General features: G+C 37.1%; 14 protein-coding genes, 1 pseudogene and 1 other annotated feature. Of the genes and pseudogenes, 13 read left to right on the top strand and 2 right to left on the bottom strand.

Annotated features, from left to right (window positions below; all coding sequences use genetic code 11):
- Nucleotides 1–55: 55 nt before the first annotated feature.
- The 4 genes from ACMX9J_RS03350 (at nucleotide 56) to hemB (ending at nucleotide 4,207) form a co-directional block, all read left to right on the top strand.
- Nucleotides 56–1,489: a class I adenylate-forming enzyme family protein gene (locus ACMX9J_RS03350; protein ID WP_154991284.1), complete on the top strand. Its 1,434-nt coding sequence runs from the start codon at nucleotides 56–58 to the stop codon at nucleotides 1,487–1,489.
- On the top strand, nucleotides 1,476–1,934 hold the full coding sequence (locus tag ACMX9J_RS03345; RefSeq protein WP_028413207.1) for a GNAT family N-acetyltransferase: 459 nt from the start codon (nucleotides 1,476–1,478) through the stop codon (nucleotides 1,932–1,934). The genes ACMX9J_RS03350 and ACMX9J_RS03345 overlap by 14 nt, the downstream gene beginning before the upstream one ends.
- Before the next feature lie 500 nt (nucleotides 1,935–2,434).
- Complete coding sequence (locus ACMX9J_RS03340; RefSeq protein ID WP_047750897.1) at nucleotides 2,435–2,968, top strand: GNAT family N-acetyltransferase; 534 nt, start codon at nucleotides 2,435–2,437, stop codon at nucleotides 2,966–2,968.
- A gap of 249 nt (nucleotides 2,969–3,217) precedes the next feature.
- On the top strand, nucleotides 3,218–4,207 hold the full coding sequence (gene hemB, locus ACMX9J_RS03335) for a porphobilinogen synthase (protein WP_033579082.1): 990 nt from the start codon (nucleotides 3,218–3,220) through the stop codon (nucleotides 4,205–4,207).
- A 226-nt stretch (nucleotides 4,208–4,433) separates the two neighbouring features.
- Here the strand turns inward: hemB and ACMX9J_RS03330 are convergent, their stop codons facing one another.
- Entirely contained in the window at nucleotides 4,434–4,733 is a 300-nt protein-coding gene (locus tag ACMX9J_RS03330) for a hypothetical protein (protein WP_416225420.1), read from the bottom strand.
- Nucleotides 4,734–5,285: 552 nt separating this feature from the next.
- On the opposite strand from ACMX9J_RS03330, the gene ACMX9J_RS03325 reads away from it, so the two are divergent.
- From ACMX9J_RS03325 to ACMX9J_RS03315, 3 genes and pseudogenes are all read left to right on the top strand, one after another.
- Nucleotides 5,286–7,151, top strand: coding sequence for a T7SS effector LXG polymorphic toxin (locus tag ACMX9J_RS03325; protein WP_416225419.1), 1,866 nt, complete (start codon nucleotides 5,286–5,288; stop codon nucleotides 7,149–7,151).
- Nucleotides 7,151–7,486, top strand: a complete 336-nt coding sequence (locus ACMX9J_RS03320) for a hypothetical protein (protein ID WP_047750899.1) — start codon at nucleotides 7,151–7,153, stop codon at nucleotides 7,484–7,486. The genes ACMX9J_RS03325 and ACMX9J_RS03320 overlap by 1 nt, the downstream gene beginning before the upstream one ends.
- A gap of 385 nt (nucleotides 7,487–7,871) precedes the next feature.
- Nucleotides 7,872–8,099: a binding site (T-box leader), on the top strand.
- A gap of 58 nt (nucleotides 8,100–8,157) precedes the next feature.
- A pseudogene (locus ACMX9J_RS03315) lies at nucleotides 8,158–9,173 on the top strand (alpha-isopropylmalate synthase regulatory domain-containing protein).
- A gap of 390 nt (nucleotides 9,174–9,563) precedes the next feature.
- Here the strand turns inward: ACMX9J_RS03315 and ACMX9J_RS03310 are convergent.
- Nucleotides 9,564–11,126, bottom strand: a complete 1,563-nt coding sequence (locus tag ACMX9J_RS03310; protein ID WP_260506332.1) for an alpha-amylase family glycosyl hydrolase — start codon at nucleotides 11,124–11,126, stop codon at nucleotides 9,564–9,566.
- A 427-nt stretch (nucleotides 11,127–11,553) separates the two neighbouring features.
- Between ACMX9J_RS03310 and pxpA the strand changes: the two genes are divergently transcribed.
- From pxpA to accB, 6 genes are all read left to right on the top strand, one after another.
- A complete protein-coding gene (pxpA, locus tag ACMX9J_RS03305; protein WP_028413248.1) occupies nucleotides 11,554–12,315 on the top strand; it encodes a 5-oxoprolinase subunit PxpA in 762 nt (253 codons plus the stop codon).
- A gap of 99 nt (nucleotides 12,316–12,414) precedes the next feature.
- Nucleotides 12,415–13,578 (top strand): NRAMP family divalent metal transporter, encoded by a 1,164-nt coding sequence (locus ACMX9J_RS03300; protein ID WP_165573460.1) that lies wholly within the window; start codon nucleotides 12,415–12,417, stop codon nucleotides 13,576–13,578.
- A gap of 52 nt (nucleotides 13,579–13,630) precedes the next feature.
- Nucleotides 13,631–14,422: a putative hydro-lyase gene (locus ACMX9J_RS03295; RefSeq protein ID WP_048020763.1), complete on the top strand. Its 792-nt coding sequence runs from the start codon at nucleotides 13,631–13,633 to the stop codon at nucleotides 14,420–14,422.
- A gap of 17 nt (nucleotides 14,423–14,439) precedes the next feature.
- Nucleotides 14,440–15,195, top strand: coding sequence for a 5-oxoprolinase subunit PxpB (gene pxpB, locus ACMX9J_RS03290; protein WP_034266379.1), 756 nt, complete (start codon nucleotides 14,440–14,442; stop codon nucleotides 15,193–15,195).
- Nucleotides 15,192–16,187, top strand: a complete 996-nt coding sequence (locus ACMX9J_RS03285) for a biotin-dependent carboxyltransferase family protein (RefSeq protein ID WP_416225418.1) — start codon at nucleotides 15,192–15,194, stop codon at nucleotides 16,185–16,187. The genes pxpB and ACMX9J_RS03285 overlap by 4 nt, the downstream gene beginning before the upstream one ends.
- A gap of 22 nt (nucleotides 16,188–16,209) precedes the next feature.
- On the top strand, nucleotides 16,210–16,671 hold the full coding sequence (accB, locus tag ACMX9J_RS03280; protein ID WP_416225417.1) for an acetyl-CoA carboxylase biotin carboxyl carrier protein: 462 nt from the start codon (nucleotides 16,210–16,212) through the stop codon (nucleotides 16,669–16,671).
- Nucleotides 16,672–16,699: the final 28 nt, after the last annotated feature.

Below are 16,699 nucleotides of genomic sequence, written 5' to 3'. Positions count from 1 at the left end.
TCAAACCCGTATTTACGGTACACTAAAAGTAAAATAAAAAGGAGCTTACGGAGTAATGAAACGAATTGAAGAACTAGTTTTTAATCAGTGTCAAAAAACGCCGGACAGACTCGCACTATCGGATTCTGTTAATAAGCTAAGCTACGGTCAAATGTGGGATCGTGTATGTAAAGCCGAAAAACAGCTGAAAGAAAAAGTGATGGAAAAAGGAGAGCTCGTTGCTTTAAGCATGCCAAACAATGCAGAAGCTGTTGTGTCATTTTTAGCGATTTTAAAAGCGGGTGGAATTGTGATGCTTTTACATAATGAGCTAACAGAAGCTGAAGTGGATACTTATTTTTCTATTCAGTCCCCGAATTGGCTATGGAAAACATCTTCTCTAACTAACATAACAAAAGAAAAACCAATCCTGCCTATACGGCAAGTGAATGCACTGTCCGATCTATTTTTATTTGGATTTACCTCTGGATCAACAGGGAGACCAAAAGGATTTGTAAAATCACATCACTCTTGGTCTTCATCATTTCAAGAATGGTCGGACGTATTTTCTTTACAGAAACATGAAAAAGTACTTATCCCCTTACATATTTCGTATTCCGCGCAGCTTTATCCGGTTTTGCATGCGCTTTGCAGCGGCATGCACGCTATCATGCTAGAAGCGTTTACACCTTCTGCTGTTTTTAACAAGGAAGCTAGCTGTATGTCTATTACACCTGCGTTAATTTCTCCTTTGCTTCGGTACATACAAAGCAGACCGAAAGAAAAACGACTTTTGCCACAGACCGTGATTTCAGTAGGAAATAAATTATCGCCTTCCGTTCGAAAGAAATTTTCACAAGCGTTTCCTAACTCCTCTCTTTATGAATATTACGGATCTTCTGAAATGGGATTTGTTACGGTACTTTCACCAGATACCGCTGAAACGCTGCCTCATACAGTAGGCTATCCTGTTGACAGTGTAGACGTTTTAATCCTGAACGAACGTGGAAAAGAAGTAGAAAAAGGAGACAAAGGAATACTGTTTGTGAAAACAACTCAAGCATTCGAAGGGTTTGTTAAGGACAGCGAAGAAACGAACCGCTCATTTTTTAACGGATATGTTACATCGCATGATATTGCGGTTCAGCTTCCAGACGGAAACATTACCATCGTAGGAAGAGACAAAAATGTAATCAAAAGCAGCGGAAGCTTAGTATATGCTGAAGAAATTGAAGAGCTGCTACTACAAATACCGGGCGTTAGCGAAGCAGCCGTTTTTAGCGTAGCAGATGCTGAACGTTCAGAAGTCGTAGGTGCAGCAATTGTCTTAGAGAACATTTCTCTTTCTGATGTAAGACAAGCGCTGACAAAACGAGTATCCTCTTATAAAATCCCGCGCGTATGGAGAGTTTTAACGTCCTTTCCGCGAATGAAAAATGGTAAAATTGACAAAGCGACGATATACAGCTACTTTACAGAGAAAGAAGGGAAGACATATGATTTCATTTGAACCCGTTACAGCTGACACGATGTATATTGTGTCAGAGATTATCAATTCAAACGAAGCTTATAACGTGTTAGAAAACGGCAAGAAAGAGCGGAGGGAAGAAGAGCTTTTTAAAGAATATATGAATGAAAAAACAGACAGTTATTTTATAAAAGCCGACGATACATACGTAGGGGTTATTGATTACATGAAACAAAATCCTAACGATGATCATCCGTGGATTGGAGCTTTCATTATTCATAGCGCCTATCACAATTTCAGTTTCGGAACGCAGGCATATTTAGCATTCGAAGACAAGCTAAAAGAAGAAGGAATTTCTGTTCTACGCCTTGGTGTCCTGTCTCAAAATCCTAGAGCCAAGCTGTTTTGGGAGCGCCTTGGTTTTACACAGTATGCCACTAAGCCGCTGCATCATAATCAAGTTAACTGTTTGGAAAAAGAGCTGTAAAAAAATCCGTGGGTTATATCCACGGATTTTTTACTGGGCATTAAACGTTCGAAAGAAAATACAGTAACCACTTTATTACTACCAGATCCTTATACTCCTGTTGAAGACAGCTTAATCCTTCTATTCGATTAGACAAGTAGAAATTTATGTCTATAATTCGTTCGTTTCCTAGAAAATTGTAACAATTCCTTCTCTAGATCAAGCTAAAAAAGAGTACCCTGATTTAAATATTAAAGAGAGTCCATTCTTCATCGTCTTTAATAATAAAGAGATTGTCCTAAGGACTTCTAGTCTTGATAAGGCATTGCTTTTCATAAAAGAAAATTACTAATATCGAAAAAGTAATGCATCCAATGCATTACTTTTTTTGTACCGATAATATTGATTATGGTAATTACCTCTGTATATCACATACATTCAATATTAGATAATAAAACTTTTTTTATATATAGTAAGTATATAAAGTTAATTATGTTTAGAATGTAGAAGAGGTGCTTAAAGTGAAAATTAGAAAAGCAAACATAAACGACATAAGGGTGATATCAAAGATTTATGTTGATACGTGGAAGACAACTTATAATGGTTTAGTTCCAGACAACTTTCTAAACGAACTATCGTATGAGGAAGCTGAAAATAAATGGATGAAATTTTTTAGTGATTCACCACATAGCTCATTTATTTACATTGCTAGTAATGACTCTGAAGAAATTATTGGATTTGCAGCAGCTCAAATTAATAATGACAAGGAATTTAAAGGAGAATTATACGCACTTTATCTGTTACCTGCTGCTCAAGGACTAGGTACTGGAAGAAGTCTGATTTCAACTGTTGCTGAACATTTTATGAATGAAGGTATTTCTTCTATGATGGTATGGGTGATGAAAAACAACAAATCTGGACGTGGATTTTATAAACGTTTGGGAGGTAAGTATTATACTCACCGAGAGAGCCAATTTGGAGAGTGCATAGTAGAAGATGAAGCATATGGATGGAAAGATATTTCCATTCTATCTCTCAGTAATAGAAGTAAATAATTATGAAATAACAAGCCTAATTTAAAAAATTAGGCTTGTTATTTCTACCGATAAGAAGGTATTATGTAAACTAATTTTGTATAGGATATTGATAAATCTAGCGCTTCTCAAAGGACTTATTCTTTCCTAATCTCCTAAGTTAATCAGGGATAGTAGCCTTTTATGTACTAGTAAGGAATACTAATATATACTTAAATAGTTTGTGTAGATAGATTTTATCTAAATAATTAATGGAGGATTGATATAGAAATGGAAAACTTCCCAGTAATTCGTATGAGAAGAAATCGAAAGGACGATTGGAATCGTCGTTTAATTGCCCAGCATGAATTAACAGTTAATGACTTAATTTGGCCAATATTTGTAAAAGAAGAGGCAGGAGTAGAAGAAATTAATTCTATGCCAGGTCAATTTCGAGTCGGTTTAGATTGTTTAGTTCAACATGTAAAAGAAGCTGTAGAATTAGGGATTCCAGCAATTGCTTTATTTCCAGTTATTCCAGACAGTAAAAAAGATTCAATTGGAACTGAGGCGTTAAATTCAAATAATGTAATCTGTCAGGCAGCAAAACTACTTAAGGAAGCATACCCAAATGTCGGTTTAATTGGGGATGTCGCTTTAGATCCTTATACAGATCACGGCCATGATGGAATACTTGTTAATGGTTATGTTGATAATGACGAAAGCGTTCGTGTGTTGGTTCAACAAGCATTAATATTAGCAAAGTCTGGAATAGATGTTGTTGCTCCATCTGATATGATGGATGGTCGCATATTTGCTATTCGAACTGCCTTAGATAAAGAGAATTTACACAACACTAGAATAATGTCGTATGCAGCAAAATATGCCTCTAGCTATTATGGTCCTTTCCGCGATGCCTTAAATTCAAGTGAGAGACTTAAAGGGGATAAAAAAACGTATCAAATGGATCCTGCAAACTCGGATGAGGCTTTACGTGAAGTAGAACTAGATATAAAAGAAGGCGCTGATATGATAATGATAAAACCAGGCCTACCTTACTTAGATATTGTTCAACGTGTAAAAACTAAGTTTTCTGTTCCTACTTTTGCTTATCAAGTGAGTGGAGAATATTCTATGATGATGGCGTCTTTTGAAAAAGGTTGGCTAAATCCAGATGAAGTGATTATAGAGACTTTACTTGCATTTAAACGTGGAGGGTGTGATGGTATTCTCACTTATTTTGCAGTAGATGCTGCCCGTAAAATACAAAGTAAAGAGTAGTGTAAAAAAAGAATCTAGTATTATGATTAGGTGCTTTTTTTGTTACGGATAACGCGTTTATGTTAACTAAAAGCATGTATCATACGCTGATTAAAAGTAGATAAGAATACTGTTCGTGAACTAGCCTCCAGGTGTTAAACTGTGTCTAACACCTGAGCTAGTTCATTTTAGTTCACTTGTATTTAATTTTTATCTTTAATTAGGGTTAATTCATTCGTTTGAGATATTAAATCAATTTTTTATTTCCTTTTTCATAATAAGTAGAGGCTCTTTCTCGATTTTTCTCCTGCCACCCTTTTGATTTAGTTGCTAATTTATATCCTGATGGTATCCCATTTTCTTCAGAAGCTTTAGACCAATCATACATGTCTAAACGTTCGTTTTCTTTTACTAATTGTGCATTTTTAGGTACAGGGGAACCGGAGAATTTATCAGACGGGATATATGCAAAAAATGTAACGAAGTAGAAAGTTGCTGCCCCTATTAGTACAATTGCTGTAAGAGTGATTGTCACATTATTTTTCAATTTACTTCCCTCCTTTTATATTCATTATTTTACCATTAATTATAAAGGAAATTTATTTGCCAGGTTTTTCATCTCAAGAAATATCTGTATAAAAAAATCCTTTGCCCGAGAGGCAAAGGATTTTCAAATTTATTGGAATAGGGGGGAATACGTTATTAGTCTGGCCAAATTTGTAGATTCATATGCATATATCTTTAAAAATAAGTGTTGTAATTAAATCTTTTTTAGAGAATAACTTTATCTATGTTTTTAATTACAGTAAGTAAATGTTAAAGTATTGACTCAAGTCCAGTCTATACGTAGAGGTATATTCAACGCATGTAATCGGACGTTCTATGATGTTGTTATACATGATATAAACCTGAAATAAACATTTATACCTATAAGTATTATCTTCTATTTTGAAATTATATCCTTTTTAATGCATCATTACACTTATAAAAGGTCTTATTATCCTATTTAGATAGTGTACTAGTAATCTTATAATGGATAATAGAGGAAAATGTCGCATCAGAGGTGCATTAATCATAAGGTAAAGAGGGTTTATAATAAATGGGAAAAGTATATGAAGCCAATACGCTTTTGGCCTATACAAAAGACCGTGTACAAGCGTATAAAGTATTCGATGAGCAGTTAGAAGCATTAAAAAAAGCTCTTCATGCAATGGCTACACTAGATCATGAATTTCAAGGAAAAGGTGCCGATAACATCAAAGGCTTTTATAAAACACAAGTGGATACCGTCACACATTGGAAAAGTCTTGTTTCCTCACATCGATCCTATTTTAATAGTATTGCAGACTATGCCGAACATGCTAAATTAAAAGGTGACACGTTTGTAGATGTATCGTTTTTAGAACAAGAGCTGGAAGTTGCCAATGATCGTTCCAAGCAGATGGTTGAACAGCAGCACGCTGAACTTGAATCGATTTTAAGCAATATTGAAGATATTATACATATTACACCGTTTTCTACAGACGCATTTGAAGATGATTTAAGCGCAACTGAGAAAAAGAGAACAGATACCATCACAGCAGTAGAAGAACTAGATAATCAGCTTTCAAGTGAATATGGAATGTTAGATTCCTTCTATGAATCTGTGCAATTCAGCGTAAATAGTTTGGAACAGATGACCTCCCAAGGAGGCAGTGCTTATCAGCTAGTCTTTGATGCCAATGCCTACAAAAATAGTGAAGCATACAAAACACAGCAGCAAATCGATAAAGTCGCTTCAGGTTATGTAGAAGAAAAAGCAGAACAAAAGCAGCGAATCAAAGCTCAAAAGGAAGCTATTGAAGCTGAAAAGCAAGGACAAATTCAAGCTAATAAACCATGGTATGAAAAAGGCCTGGATATCGTTGGAGAACTTACTGGATACTATGATTATAAGCGAGCCGTAGAGGGCGTCGATCCGGTTACACATACAAAGCTTTCTACAACGCAACGAGTGACAGCTGGAGCGATGGCAGCAGCTGGATTTATTCCATTTGTAGGTTGGGCAGGGCGAGCTGTAAAAGGAGGCAGTGTGGTCTACAAAACCACTAAAGGCATGAGTGCCGCGCATCATGCAATGGCTCTTTATCATACACCAAAAGCTTTCAAAACACTCCAACAAACAGAAAAAGGTCTCTATGGTCTCTTGTTAACGAATGGGATGTACGAGTATACAATGGGGAAAGACTTATTAGGAAACAAACTTACCAAAGAAGAGAAGCAAACTAGCTTGCTTCAAGCTGCAGGAGGTCTCTTAGGAGTAGGGGTTTCTGTGAAAGGCACAGCTGGGATTGCAGAAGATGTAAAACAAGCCGCCGATTTAAGTGGATTCCTAAAAAGGAAAGTTCAATATAGTCTGGACCAACTTTCTACAAAGAATTTGGGGTCAACTCCTCAAAGGAGCCTAGCCTTTGCTGAGCAAAGAAAAAATATTAATACACTAAGTAGTACATATGTTAAAAACGTCACTTCAGAAATTAATGACTCTACAATGATGTTATTTTCTAGAAGTAGTGAAGGGGCTCAAAGTCCAAGAGGTGTTACATCTCATACGGTAGAACATGTTTTCCATGGACAAGTAAATCGACGTCAAAAAGCAGTAGGTTATCATCACGAGAGTATGATGGGCGGAGGAAAAGTTGTAGAGGTAATAGACCCTCCTGACAGCAGAGGAATTTATCGTGCAAAAGTTTCTGTGAAGGGTATTGAAAAAATACCTGTTTCTACTTTTTTTCCAAAGGATTGGAACAGAGCTCAAGTTCTTAATGCAATTAACGAAGCTTATGAAAATAAACGCCTTATTAACCGTCAGTCAGGTCTATATGCAGGAAGGACTTCTGAGGGTTTAACAATTAGGATGTATATAAATTCAGAAGGAAAGATAAATACTGCTTTTCCAATAAGAGAAAGAGGAGGGAACCAGTAATGAAATATAATGTTCAAATCTATGAAGATAACCAAGGAATGCTTATGATAAATGTACCTGATGAAATTTTTTTAGTTATAGATTTATTATTAAGTGATGTACAAGAAGATGGATCGAAATTATGGCTAGATTTAATTGATAAAGTACTTTCAAAGCAATCTTCTTATGAAGAATTAACTGGAAATGCCTGTACTACAGAAATTAAATATGATGTAACAAAAATTGTGAATGAATATGCTGAAGAAGATCAAAAGGCGTATTGTCTAATTGAAACAGCTGAGCTAAAACAGATTCTGCTTATGTGGGATAATGCTGTTAGAAATAAGTACGCATAATAGAAATTAATTAACTTAAAAGGCTCCTTTTTGGGTACCAGTGTGCTAGGTCTCAGAATAGAAAAAAGAATATCTTTGTGAACGAAAATTAAACTTAATTAACGAACGTTTTTCAATGTCAGTTTAGGTTTAAAAATAATATAAAATCGCCTTTGATCTAGCACAGAACTTTTATAATCGTTTTATATACCTTGTAGAAAAATATGAACTTTTTCTACAAGGTATGTAATAGACAAAATTATTGACGGTCCCAAGGTAGTAGATGTTTATGTGCAAACTAATGGTCTAAGAAATAATTATTTTTATATTAATAATTATTTTTTTATTCAAAAAACTAAGTTGACAAAATGAATAGATAGATATAATATTGCATGTAATCAAATAACGATAAGCAAAGATTGGAAATAGTAGAAGGATATATAAACTTTTCAGAGAGCCGATGGTTGGTGAGAATCGGTAGTTATTGCCTTTGAACTCATCCAAGAGCTACTCCCTGAATATTATATTTCTACCGTTATGAAGATAGGTGGTGGTAGCTGCCGAAAATGAGTGGGTTAATTATGTAATGATTGATCAATTAGAGTGGTACCGCGAGCAACGCCTCGTCTCTATGTTTTTATAGAGACGGGGCTTTTTTTTATGCATTAATATGACAAAGGAGTGTTTCTGAAATGACGAGAAAAATTTGGATGTTTGATACGACTTTAAGAGATGGCGAGCAAGTCCCGGGGGCTAAGTTGAACCTGTATGAAAAACTAGAAGTAGCACAGCAACTAAAGAAGCTGAAAGTCGATATTATCGAAGCTGGTTTTCCTTCATCTTCAGCCGGTGATTTTAATGCTGTGAAAGAAATTGCTATAAAAATAGGAAATACAGACGAAACGATCATTACAGCGTTAGCAAGAGCAGTAAAGACTGATATTGATGCTGTTTATAATAGTGTGAAATATGCTGAAAAACCGTTAATCCATATAGTTTTAGGCGCTTCAGACATTCACGTGGAAAAGAAGTTTGGAAAATCGAAAAGTCAAATCTTAGATCTTGGTGTTGATGCAGTAAAATATGCCAAAACATTTCTACCAAATGTACAATATTCAACGGAGGATGCGTCTCGCTCCGATTTTGAATATTTATGGGCAACGATCGAAGCTGTTGTAAAGGCGGGGGCTACCATTATTAATGTGCCCGATACAGTTGGCTATGCCGAGCCGGAAGAGTTTGGTGAACTAATCTTTAAAATAAATGATCGCTTGAAAAATATGTAATCGTTGAGAATTATTATGCGAAAAATGATATTCATAATCAGGATATAATGCACTATAGTCATCATTTTTATGAACTAATCGACTTGCAAGTGATTAGTAATACAAATTTCCCGTCTGCAAGTGTGAAGATTAAAAAGGGTGATCAAATATTGAAAAGTAGTGCAGTCGGTTCTGGCCCGATTGCTGCCTTGTATTCAGCTATTACAGAAATTAGTGATTTAGATATTAAATTGATCGAATATAATATTAGCAGTGTATCAAGAGGTAAGGAAGCATTAGGAAAAGTAAAGATTCAAGTAGAATACAAAGGCGAAAAGTATATTGCCAAGGCAACAGATACGGATGTTATGAAAGCAAGTGCATTTGCGTATATCAATGCTGTAAACAGTATTGTAGTTGATACTTTACTTCCGATTGAATAAATAAAAAGCAATATTAAACGAAATGTACTTAGTTTGTTAAGGTATGGACTTGTCAATATTTGCTGGATACTAAGTTAGGCTACTATGACGAATGAAAAGAAACATGAATACAAAGAAAACCTTAGGTGTCTATAGATTCCTAAGGTTTTCTTTGTATTCCGGGAACCTGAATTACTTTAACTAAAATTGAATATGACATATCGGCTATAAAGGTAAATTACTTTTTGCTCGTCCAAAAAGGTCTAATTTATTAACTAAATAGACCTTATATCAATCATGTAACTATTTTTAAAAGAGGGCAGGGCGGATGCGCGAGTACGACAGTTGTAGCATAGCAGGAATAAAACACCTTTACGTCATTACTTGGTAATCACGTAAAGGTGTTTTTAATTATTTTATCAAAACCGATGTATTCGCCGGAATTACAAGCTGATTTTTGACTTTTTTAGCACCTTTTTCACTAGCAAAAATCAATTTACCTTTCGCTGCTACAGATACTTTTACAGGTTGATTTGAAATATTATGATACACACTAATGGAGTTGCCTTTATACGTACGGCTATAAGCAACAACTTCTTTACTGTCTACTGAAATAGATTGAAGCGTTCCTTTTACTAACTCTTCGTGCTGCTGACGCACGCGAATCATTTCACGGTAATGATTTAACAAAGAGTCCTTTTGTTTGGTTTGTGCTTCTACAGACACGCCGTTGCCGCCTTTATTGTATACAGGTGTTTCCCAACTAGTTTGTCCAAGTCCGTTTCCTTCGTACCAGCGGAACGGTTCACGGATTAATTCATCAGGCTTTTCACCGGTCATGCCGATTTCTTCACCGTAATAAATATACGGATTTCCAGGAAGCGTAAGTAAGATAGAGGCAGCTGACTTTGCTTTATTGACATCTCCGCTTAACTCACTCATGACGCGATTTTGGTCATGATTGGTTAAGAAAATGCCGTCAATTTTATTTGGATTGTATGATTTGAACAGTTCATCTGTTGCCGCAGCTGCAGTAGCGATTCCTTGATCATTTCCTGCTTTTACAGAGCTGACAATTTTTCCTGCTAAATCAAAGTTAAATAGGGAATCAAGCGACTGATAATAAGGAGCTACTACTTCCGGCTGATCCCATACTTCACCCGTTAGATATACGTTCGGGTTTTCTTTTTTCATTGCATCTCTAAACTCATTCCACCACAGGAGATTTTTCTTAGCGCCTTCAGGTGTTTGACCTTTAAAGATATGGAGGGCAGCATCTAAGCGGAACCCGTCAACGCCTTGCTTTAGCCAAAACTTTCCGACGTTAATCATTTCTTTTCTTACTTCAGGGTTATCGTAATTTAAGTCAGGCATTCCTTCCCAGAACGTTCCGTAAAAATACTCTCCGTTTGGAGCTTTGTGCCATACTTGTTGTCCCCAAGATCCTTTTTCATTCAAATCGGTATTTTTATCAGCCCAAATATAGTAATCTCTGTACTTGCTGTTTTTATCTTTTAACGCAGCTTGAAACCAAGGGTGTTCACTGCTCGTATGATTCACAACGAGGTCCATAATAACTTTTACATCTCGTTTATCTGCTTCTTTCATTAGCTTGCGAAAATCTTGCAGATTTCCGTACTGAGGATCAATGTTATAATAGTCCGTTACATCATATTTATGATAGCTAGGAGAAGGGTTGACCGGCATCATCCAAATCCCGTTTACTTGAAGATCATTCTTTGTATGAGAATTGCCATCATTTAAATAGTCCAGTTTTTGTGTAAGACCTTTTAAATCACCATGTCCATCTTTATTTGCATCGTAAAAAGAGTTTACATACACCTCATAAAAGACACCGTTTTTATCTGCAGCTGGAGATTTACCTTTATGTACGGTTTCGGCGTGAACGCCTGTTGATAAGCTAGCAGCCAGCGGCAGTGTTAGAGCTAAAGCTGTCCATTTTTTCCCTTTCATCGTTTCATCCCCTTTTTTTTGCAATCGTTTGCATAAATTGACTACAATTGAAATATAGCACCTCTTTGAAAACGATTACAATTAAAATTTCATTTTGATTATTTTGAACTAGTAATTATTCTGACAACCTAGTTATTTACTGTGTCCAATGACATTAAGAAGCTGCATTATATTAAGGCTATAGATAGAAAACACAAATAAAATAAGGGAGTATTATCCAAATAAAAATAATGACTATGTCAAATATTCTGACAATGTTGTTGTTCAATTCATCATCTCGTGCTAAAATCCAAATATAACTGAAAAACGGTACTGAAGTTCCGAAAAACGGAACTTGAAGTATTAATGCAGATAATTCAGCTTGGATTTTATTTACTATCTGCAAATGATTACGCTTACAATGAAGTTTTTAAGGGGGAAGAACGAATTGAATAAAGTAGATTTAAACTGTGATTTAGGGGAAAGCTTTGGTGCTTATCGCATTGGCAATGATGAAGCCATTTTAGAACACGTGACGTCTGTGAACGTAGCCTGTGGATTTCATGCAGGGGATCCAAGCGTCATGAGAAAAACGGTAAAATTGGCCGCTGAAAAAAAAGTGCAAATTGGTGCTCATCCTGGTCTACAGGACCTTATCGGTTTTGGACGCAGAAACATCAATATTTCACCTCAGGAAGCCTACGATATCGTAGTCTATCAAATTGGTGCATTAAACGGTTTTTTGCAAGCAGAAGGGTTATCAATGCAGCATGTAAAACCTCACGGTGCACTATATAACATGGCTGCTAAAAATAAAGCGTTGTCTGAAGCGATAGCAAAAGCTGTTTACAACGTAAATCCTGAGCTGATTTTGTTTGGATTATCTGGAAGTGAGCTGATTCAAGCCGGTAACAGAATTGGTTTGAAAACGGCCAACGAAGTATTTGCAGACCGTACCTATCAGTTAGACGGTTCTCTTACGCCTCGTACAGAACCAAATGCTTTAATTGAAAATGACAACGAAGCTGTTTCTCAAGTTATTACAATGGTGAAAGAAGGGAAAGTCAAATCTCAGCAAGGCAAGGATGTAGAATTGCAGGCAGACACGATTTGTATTCACGGAGATGGGGCTCACGCACTTGAATTTGCTCGTCATGTCAACCGTTCTTTACAAGCATCAGAAGTGGTAGTTAAGGCTATTTCACAATAAAAACTACATACAATCAGGAGGAAGATGATATTGGAGCCAATAAAAAAATCAACACCTCAGCAAAAGCTTTCGGCTGCACCTAAAGTAAACTGGACGTTAATGCTTGGAGCCGCTTTTTTAATGGCCACATCGGCTATTGGACCAGGCTTTTTAACTCAAACTACCGTATTTACACAAAATTTAGCCGCAAGCTTTGGATTCGTTATTTTAATTTCAATTATTCTTGATATCTTTGCTCAAACCAACGTATGGAGGATTATTGCCGTTTCTGAAAAACGCGGACAAGAAATCGCCAATATGGTATTTCCCGGACTAGGATACGTGCTCGCTATTTTAATTGTAATTGGAGGACTTGCATTTAATATTGGAAATATTGCCGGTGCCGGTCTTGGATTAAATGCGATTACCGGTATTTCTCCAACAGCCGGAGCTGCAATTAGTGCAGTTATTGCCGTGCTAATCTTCGTTGTAAAAGAAGCTGGAAAAGCAATGGATCGCTTCACGCAAATTGCAGGTTTTGTCATGATTGGGCTAATGCTATATGTAGCAGCTACTACTTCACCTCCCGTTGGAGAAGCTGTAGTGAAATCTTTTAAACCTGATCAAATCGACATCATTGCGATCGTTACGCTTGTTGGAGGTACTGTTGGTGGTTATATTACCTTTGCAGGCGGACATCGTCTTTTAGATGCCGGGGTAAAAGGCATCGATTCTTTACCTCAAGTAACTAAAAGTTCTGTAACAGGAATTCTTATCACTTCCGTTATGCGAATCGCTTTGTTTTTAGCTGTACTTGGCGTTGTATCTAAAGGGTTACAAATTGACCCGGCCAATCCTCCAGCATCCGTGTTTCAGCTCGCAGCAGGAAACGTCGGTTATAAAATCTTTGGCATTGTCATGTGGTCTGCTGCTATTACGTCTGTAGTGGGAGCTGCTTATACATCCGTTTCGTTTATTCAAACGTTTAGTGAAAAACTTAATAAAAACTCAAACTGGATTATTATTGGATTTATTATTATTTCAACTCTGTCGTTTGTCTTAATTGGAAAACCTGTAAAAGTTCTTCTGTTAGTTGGAGCAATTAATGGATTAATTCTGCCGATCGCCCTTGGAACATTACTAGTTGCTGCATATAAAAAAAGCATCGTTGGTGAGTATAAGCATCCTTTATGGCTTACCATTTCTGGTGTACTTGTCGTTATTGTAATGGCTTTAATGGGCGGTTATACGTTAATGGATCAACTTCCTCAATTATTTAAATAAAACAAGGTGCCCGCACGCAAGTTGCGTGCGGGCAATGATGGGAGATAGAAATATGACAAACCTTTCACAGCTAACTCCAGCTGAACTTCGTCAGCAAATCCGTAACAACCAGCTTATTCACCCAACGGCAGGCATGGCAAACGGCTATGCTCAAGCTAATTTAGCTATTTTACCAAAGAAACAAGCCTTTGACTTTCTATTGTTCTGTCAGCGTAATCCTAAATCTTGTCCTCTTTTAGATGTAACGGACGTTGGATCTCCTGTTCCAAAGTTTGCGGCTCCGTCCGGAGATATTCGTACAGACATTCCGAAGTATCGAATCTATGAAAATGGGGAACTGGTAAAAGAAGTAACCGATATCAAAGGCTATTGGACAGAAGATATGGTAGCTTTTCTCATCGGCTGCAGTTTTACATTTGAACACGCACTTTTAAACAACGGCATACCTGTTCGTCACATTGAAGAAAACTGTAATGTTCCTATGTATAAAACAAATATTTCATGCGCTGAAGCGGGAATATTCCACGGCTCGACGGTCGTTAGTATGCGTCCAATTCCTCAGCAAGACGTAGTGCGGGCAGCGCAAGTAACTTCACGTTTTCCAGCTGTGCACGGAGGACCTGTTCACATTGGAAACCCCGCTGCAATAGGCATTGAAGACCTTCACTCTCCGGATTTTGGCGATGCTGTTTCCGTCAAAGAAGGCGAAGTTCCCGTGTTCTGGGCTTGTGGTGTAACTCCTCAAGCTGTAGCAATGGAAACAAAACCTTCTATTATGATTACACATGCTCCTGGACATATGTTTATTACAGATATTCGAGATGAAAAACTAGGTGTTTTATAAAAGAAAGAGGTGTAGATATGAATCAAACCGTAACAAAAGCGTCAGCTGTTATTTCTCCGCTTGGCGACTCAGCGCTTGTTATAACGTTTGGAGATAGTATTCAGTACGATATTCATAAACAAATCAAAACGTGTAAAGATTCAATAGAATTAAATCCTTTCCCTGGGTTTATTGAATGCGTGCCGGCATTTACGAACCTTACGATCTTTTATAACCCTCTTGAAGTGGTAGCAGCCGTGAAAAAGAAGGAGAAAAAAGAATTTGTGTCTCCTTTTGAAGTAGTGTCTTCTATCCTTCAAAGCAAATTAGAGAACGAACAGACAGAAAAAGAGTTAGACCATCGTACGGTTTCCATTCCAGTTTGCTACGGAGGAGAGTATGGACCTGATCTTGAATATGTCGCTCGTCACCATAACTTAACACCTGAAGAGGTAATAAGTATTCATTCTGAAGGCGAATACTTAGCGTACATGATTGGATTTGCTCCTGGATTTCCGTTTCTCGGAGGACTATCTGAAAAAATTGCTACGCCTCGCCGCTCGTCTCCTCGAACCTCTATTCCTGCAGGTTCGGTTGGTATTGCAGGAATGCAAACAGGAGTGTATCCTATTTCCACTCCCGGAGGATGGCAGCTAATTGGTCAAACGCCGATTAAACTGTTTTTGCCGGAGCAAAATCCTCCAAGTTTGCTGCAGGCTGGAGATATTGTAAAATTTGAGCCTATCTCTAAAGAAGAGTATCAAGAACTACAGGCAAAGGAGGGGGAAAAATGAGTATAAGAGTTAGTAAAGCCGGGTTATTAACAAGCATTCAAGATTTGGGAAGAAAAGGATTTCAGCAGCACGGTGTAATTGTAAGCGGTGCAATGGATTCTTATTCTCTTCGAATTGCTAATTTACTAGTTGGTAACGATGAAAAAGAAGCGGGACTTGAAGTTACGCTAATGGGGCCTACCCTTGAAATAGAAAGTGATTGTTTAGTAGCGATCACAGGTGGAGATTTAACTCCTTCGGTCAACGGAAAGCCAGTCCCGATGTGGAAACCTTTATTTATTCCAAAAGGAGGCACTTTATCATTTGGGCCTTGTAGAACTGGTTGTCGTTCCTATCTATCTGTAGCTGGAGGATTTTCTATTAATGAAGTGTTAAATAGTAAAAGCACGTATTTGAGGGGGGAAATTGGTGGCTATAAAGGAAGAGCATTACAAACAGACGACGTTTTACCTCTATCTGTTCCTGCTGCTTCAAAGCCTGCTTTTCTTTCCAATGAACTGATAAACGGAGTATATACTTCTTCATGGTCCGTAAATTATAAAGAATTTGTCCATTTTACAAAGAAACCAAGTGTCCGTGTTATAAATGGGGGTCAATTTGATTTATTTACAGCTGAAAGCCAAAGTCATTTTACTCAAGAACCCTTTAAAGTATCAAATCAATCAGATCGAATGGGCTATCGAATGGATGGACCTTCTCTTCAGCTTCAAGAAAAAAAAGAGCTATTGTCTGAAGCCGTCTCACAAGGTTCTGTTCAAGTCCCGCCAGATGGAAATCCCATTATCCTGTTAGCAGACCGTCAAACTACAGGAGGATATCCTAAAATCGCTCAAGTCATCACAGCGGATTTACCGCTTTTAGCTCAAGTAAAGCCCGGAGAATCCATCTATTTTTCTCACATTTCGCTTCATGAAGCAGAAAAAATCTATTTAGAAAAAGAACAGATGCTTCAAGAATTGAAGATTGCTATTAACCTTGCGTCAACTAAATAACATAAAACGGGAGTGACAAGAAATGATAAACGTACGTGAATTGCAAGAAGTTGTTTCATTAATGAATGAATCTGGTATTCAAAAGCTCCATATTGAACATGAAGGAACAAAAGTTGTCATTGATAAAGCGGGAATTCCTTTAGAAGACACATCTGTTACAGAAGTAAAAACAGAGGAAGTAAAAGCCGCTGCTGCTGAGCAAACGCCTCAAGATTCTATGTCTATAAACGCAGCAGAGAATAATGAAAAACAAATCTTATCACCAATGGTTGGAACCTTTTACGCCAAGCCAGAAGCAGACGCTGATCCGTTTGTTCAAGTAGGACAAACTATTGAACGTAAAGATGTTGTATGTGTAATTGAAGCGATGAAGCTGTTTAACGAAGTAGATGCAGGAATGGAAGGAGAAGTGCTTGAAATTCTTGTGAAAGACGGAGATGTTGTTGAGTTTGGACAGCCTCTATTTACCGTAAAATCATATTAAAGTATACATATTGTCAGGAGGAGCCACT

Source organism: Priestia sp. RMT2NF4 (assembly GCF_047872835.1).
Lineage (GTDB): Bacteria > Bacillota > Bacilli > Bacillales > Bacillaceae_H > Priestia > Priestia zanthoxyli.
This window is presented reverse-complemented; position numbering and strand designations above follow the sequence as displayed.

Excerpts from the sequence above, each read along its gene's own strand:
- ACMX9J_RS03350 (WP_154991284.1), top strand. The coding sequence starts at position 56 with ATGAAACGAATTGAAGAACTAGTTTTTAATCAGTGTCAAAAAACGCCG.
- ACMX9J_RS03345 (WP_028413207.1), top strand. The coding sequence starts at position 1,476 with ATGATTTCATTTGAACCCGTTACAGCTGACACGATGTATATTGTGTCA.
- hemB (WP_033579082.1), top strand. The coding sequence starts at position 3,218 with ATGGAAAACTTCCCAGTAATTCGTATGAGAAGAAATCGAAAGGACGAT.
- ACMX9J_RS03325 (WP_416225419.1), top strand. The coding sequence starts at position 5,286 with ATGGGAAAAGTATATGAAGCCAATACGCTTTTGGCCTATACAAAAGAC.
- ACMX9J_RS03320 (WP_047750899.1), top strand. The coding sequence starts at position 7,151 with ATGAAATATAATGTTCAAATCTATGAAGATAACCAAGGAATGCTTATG.
- ACMX9J_RS03310 (WP_260506332.1), bottom strand. The coding sequence starts at position 11,126 with ATGAAAGGGAAAAAATGGACAGCTTTAGCTCTAACACTGCCGCTGGCT.
- ACMX9J_RS03300 (WP_165573460.1), top strand. The coding sequence starts at position 12,415 with ATGCTTGGAGCCGCTTTTTTAATGGCCACATCGGCTATTGGACCAGGC.
- ACMX9J_RS03295 (WP_048020763.1), top strand. The coding sequence starts at position 13,631 with ATGACAAACCTTTCACAGCTAACTCCAGCTGAACTTCGTCAGCAAATC.
- pxpB (WP_034266379.1), top strand. The coding sequence starts at position 14,440 with ATGAATCAAACCGTAACAAAAGCGTCAGCTGTTATTTCTCCGCTTGGC.
- ACMX9J_RS03285 (WP_416225418.1), top strand. The coding sequence starts at position 15,192 with ATGAGTATAAGAGTTAGTAAAGCCGGGTTATTAACAAGCATTCAAGAT.
- accB (WP_416225417.1), top strand. The coding sequence starts at position 16,210 with ATGATAAACGTACGTGAATTGCAAGAAGTTGTTTCATTAATGAATGAA.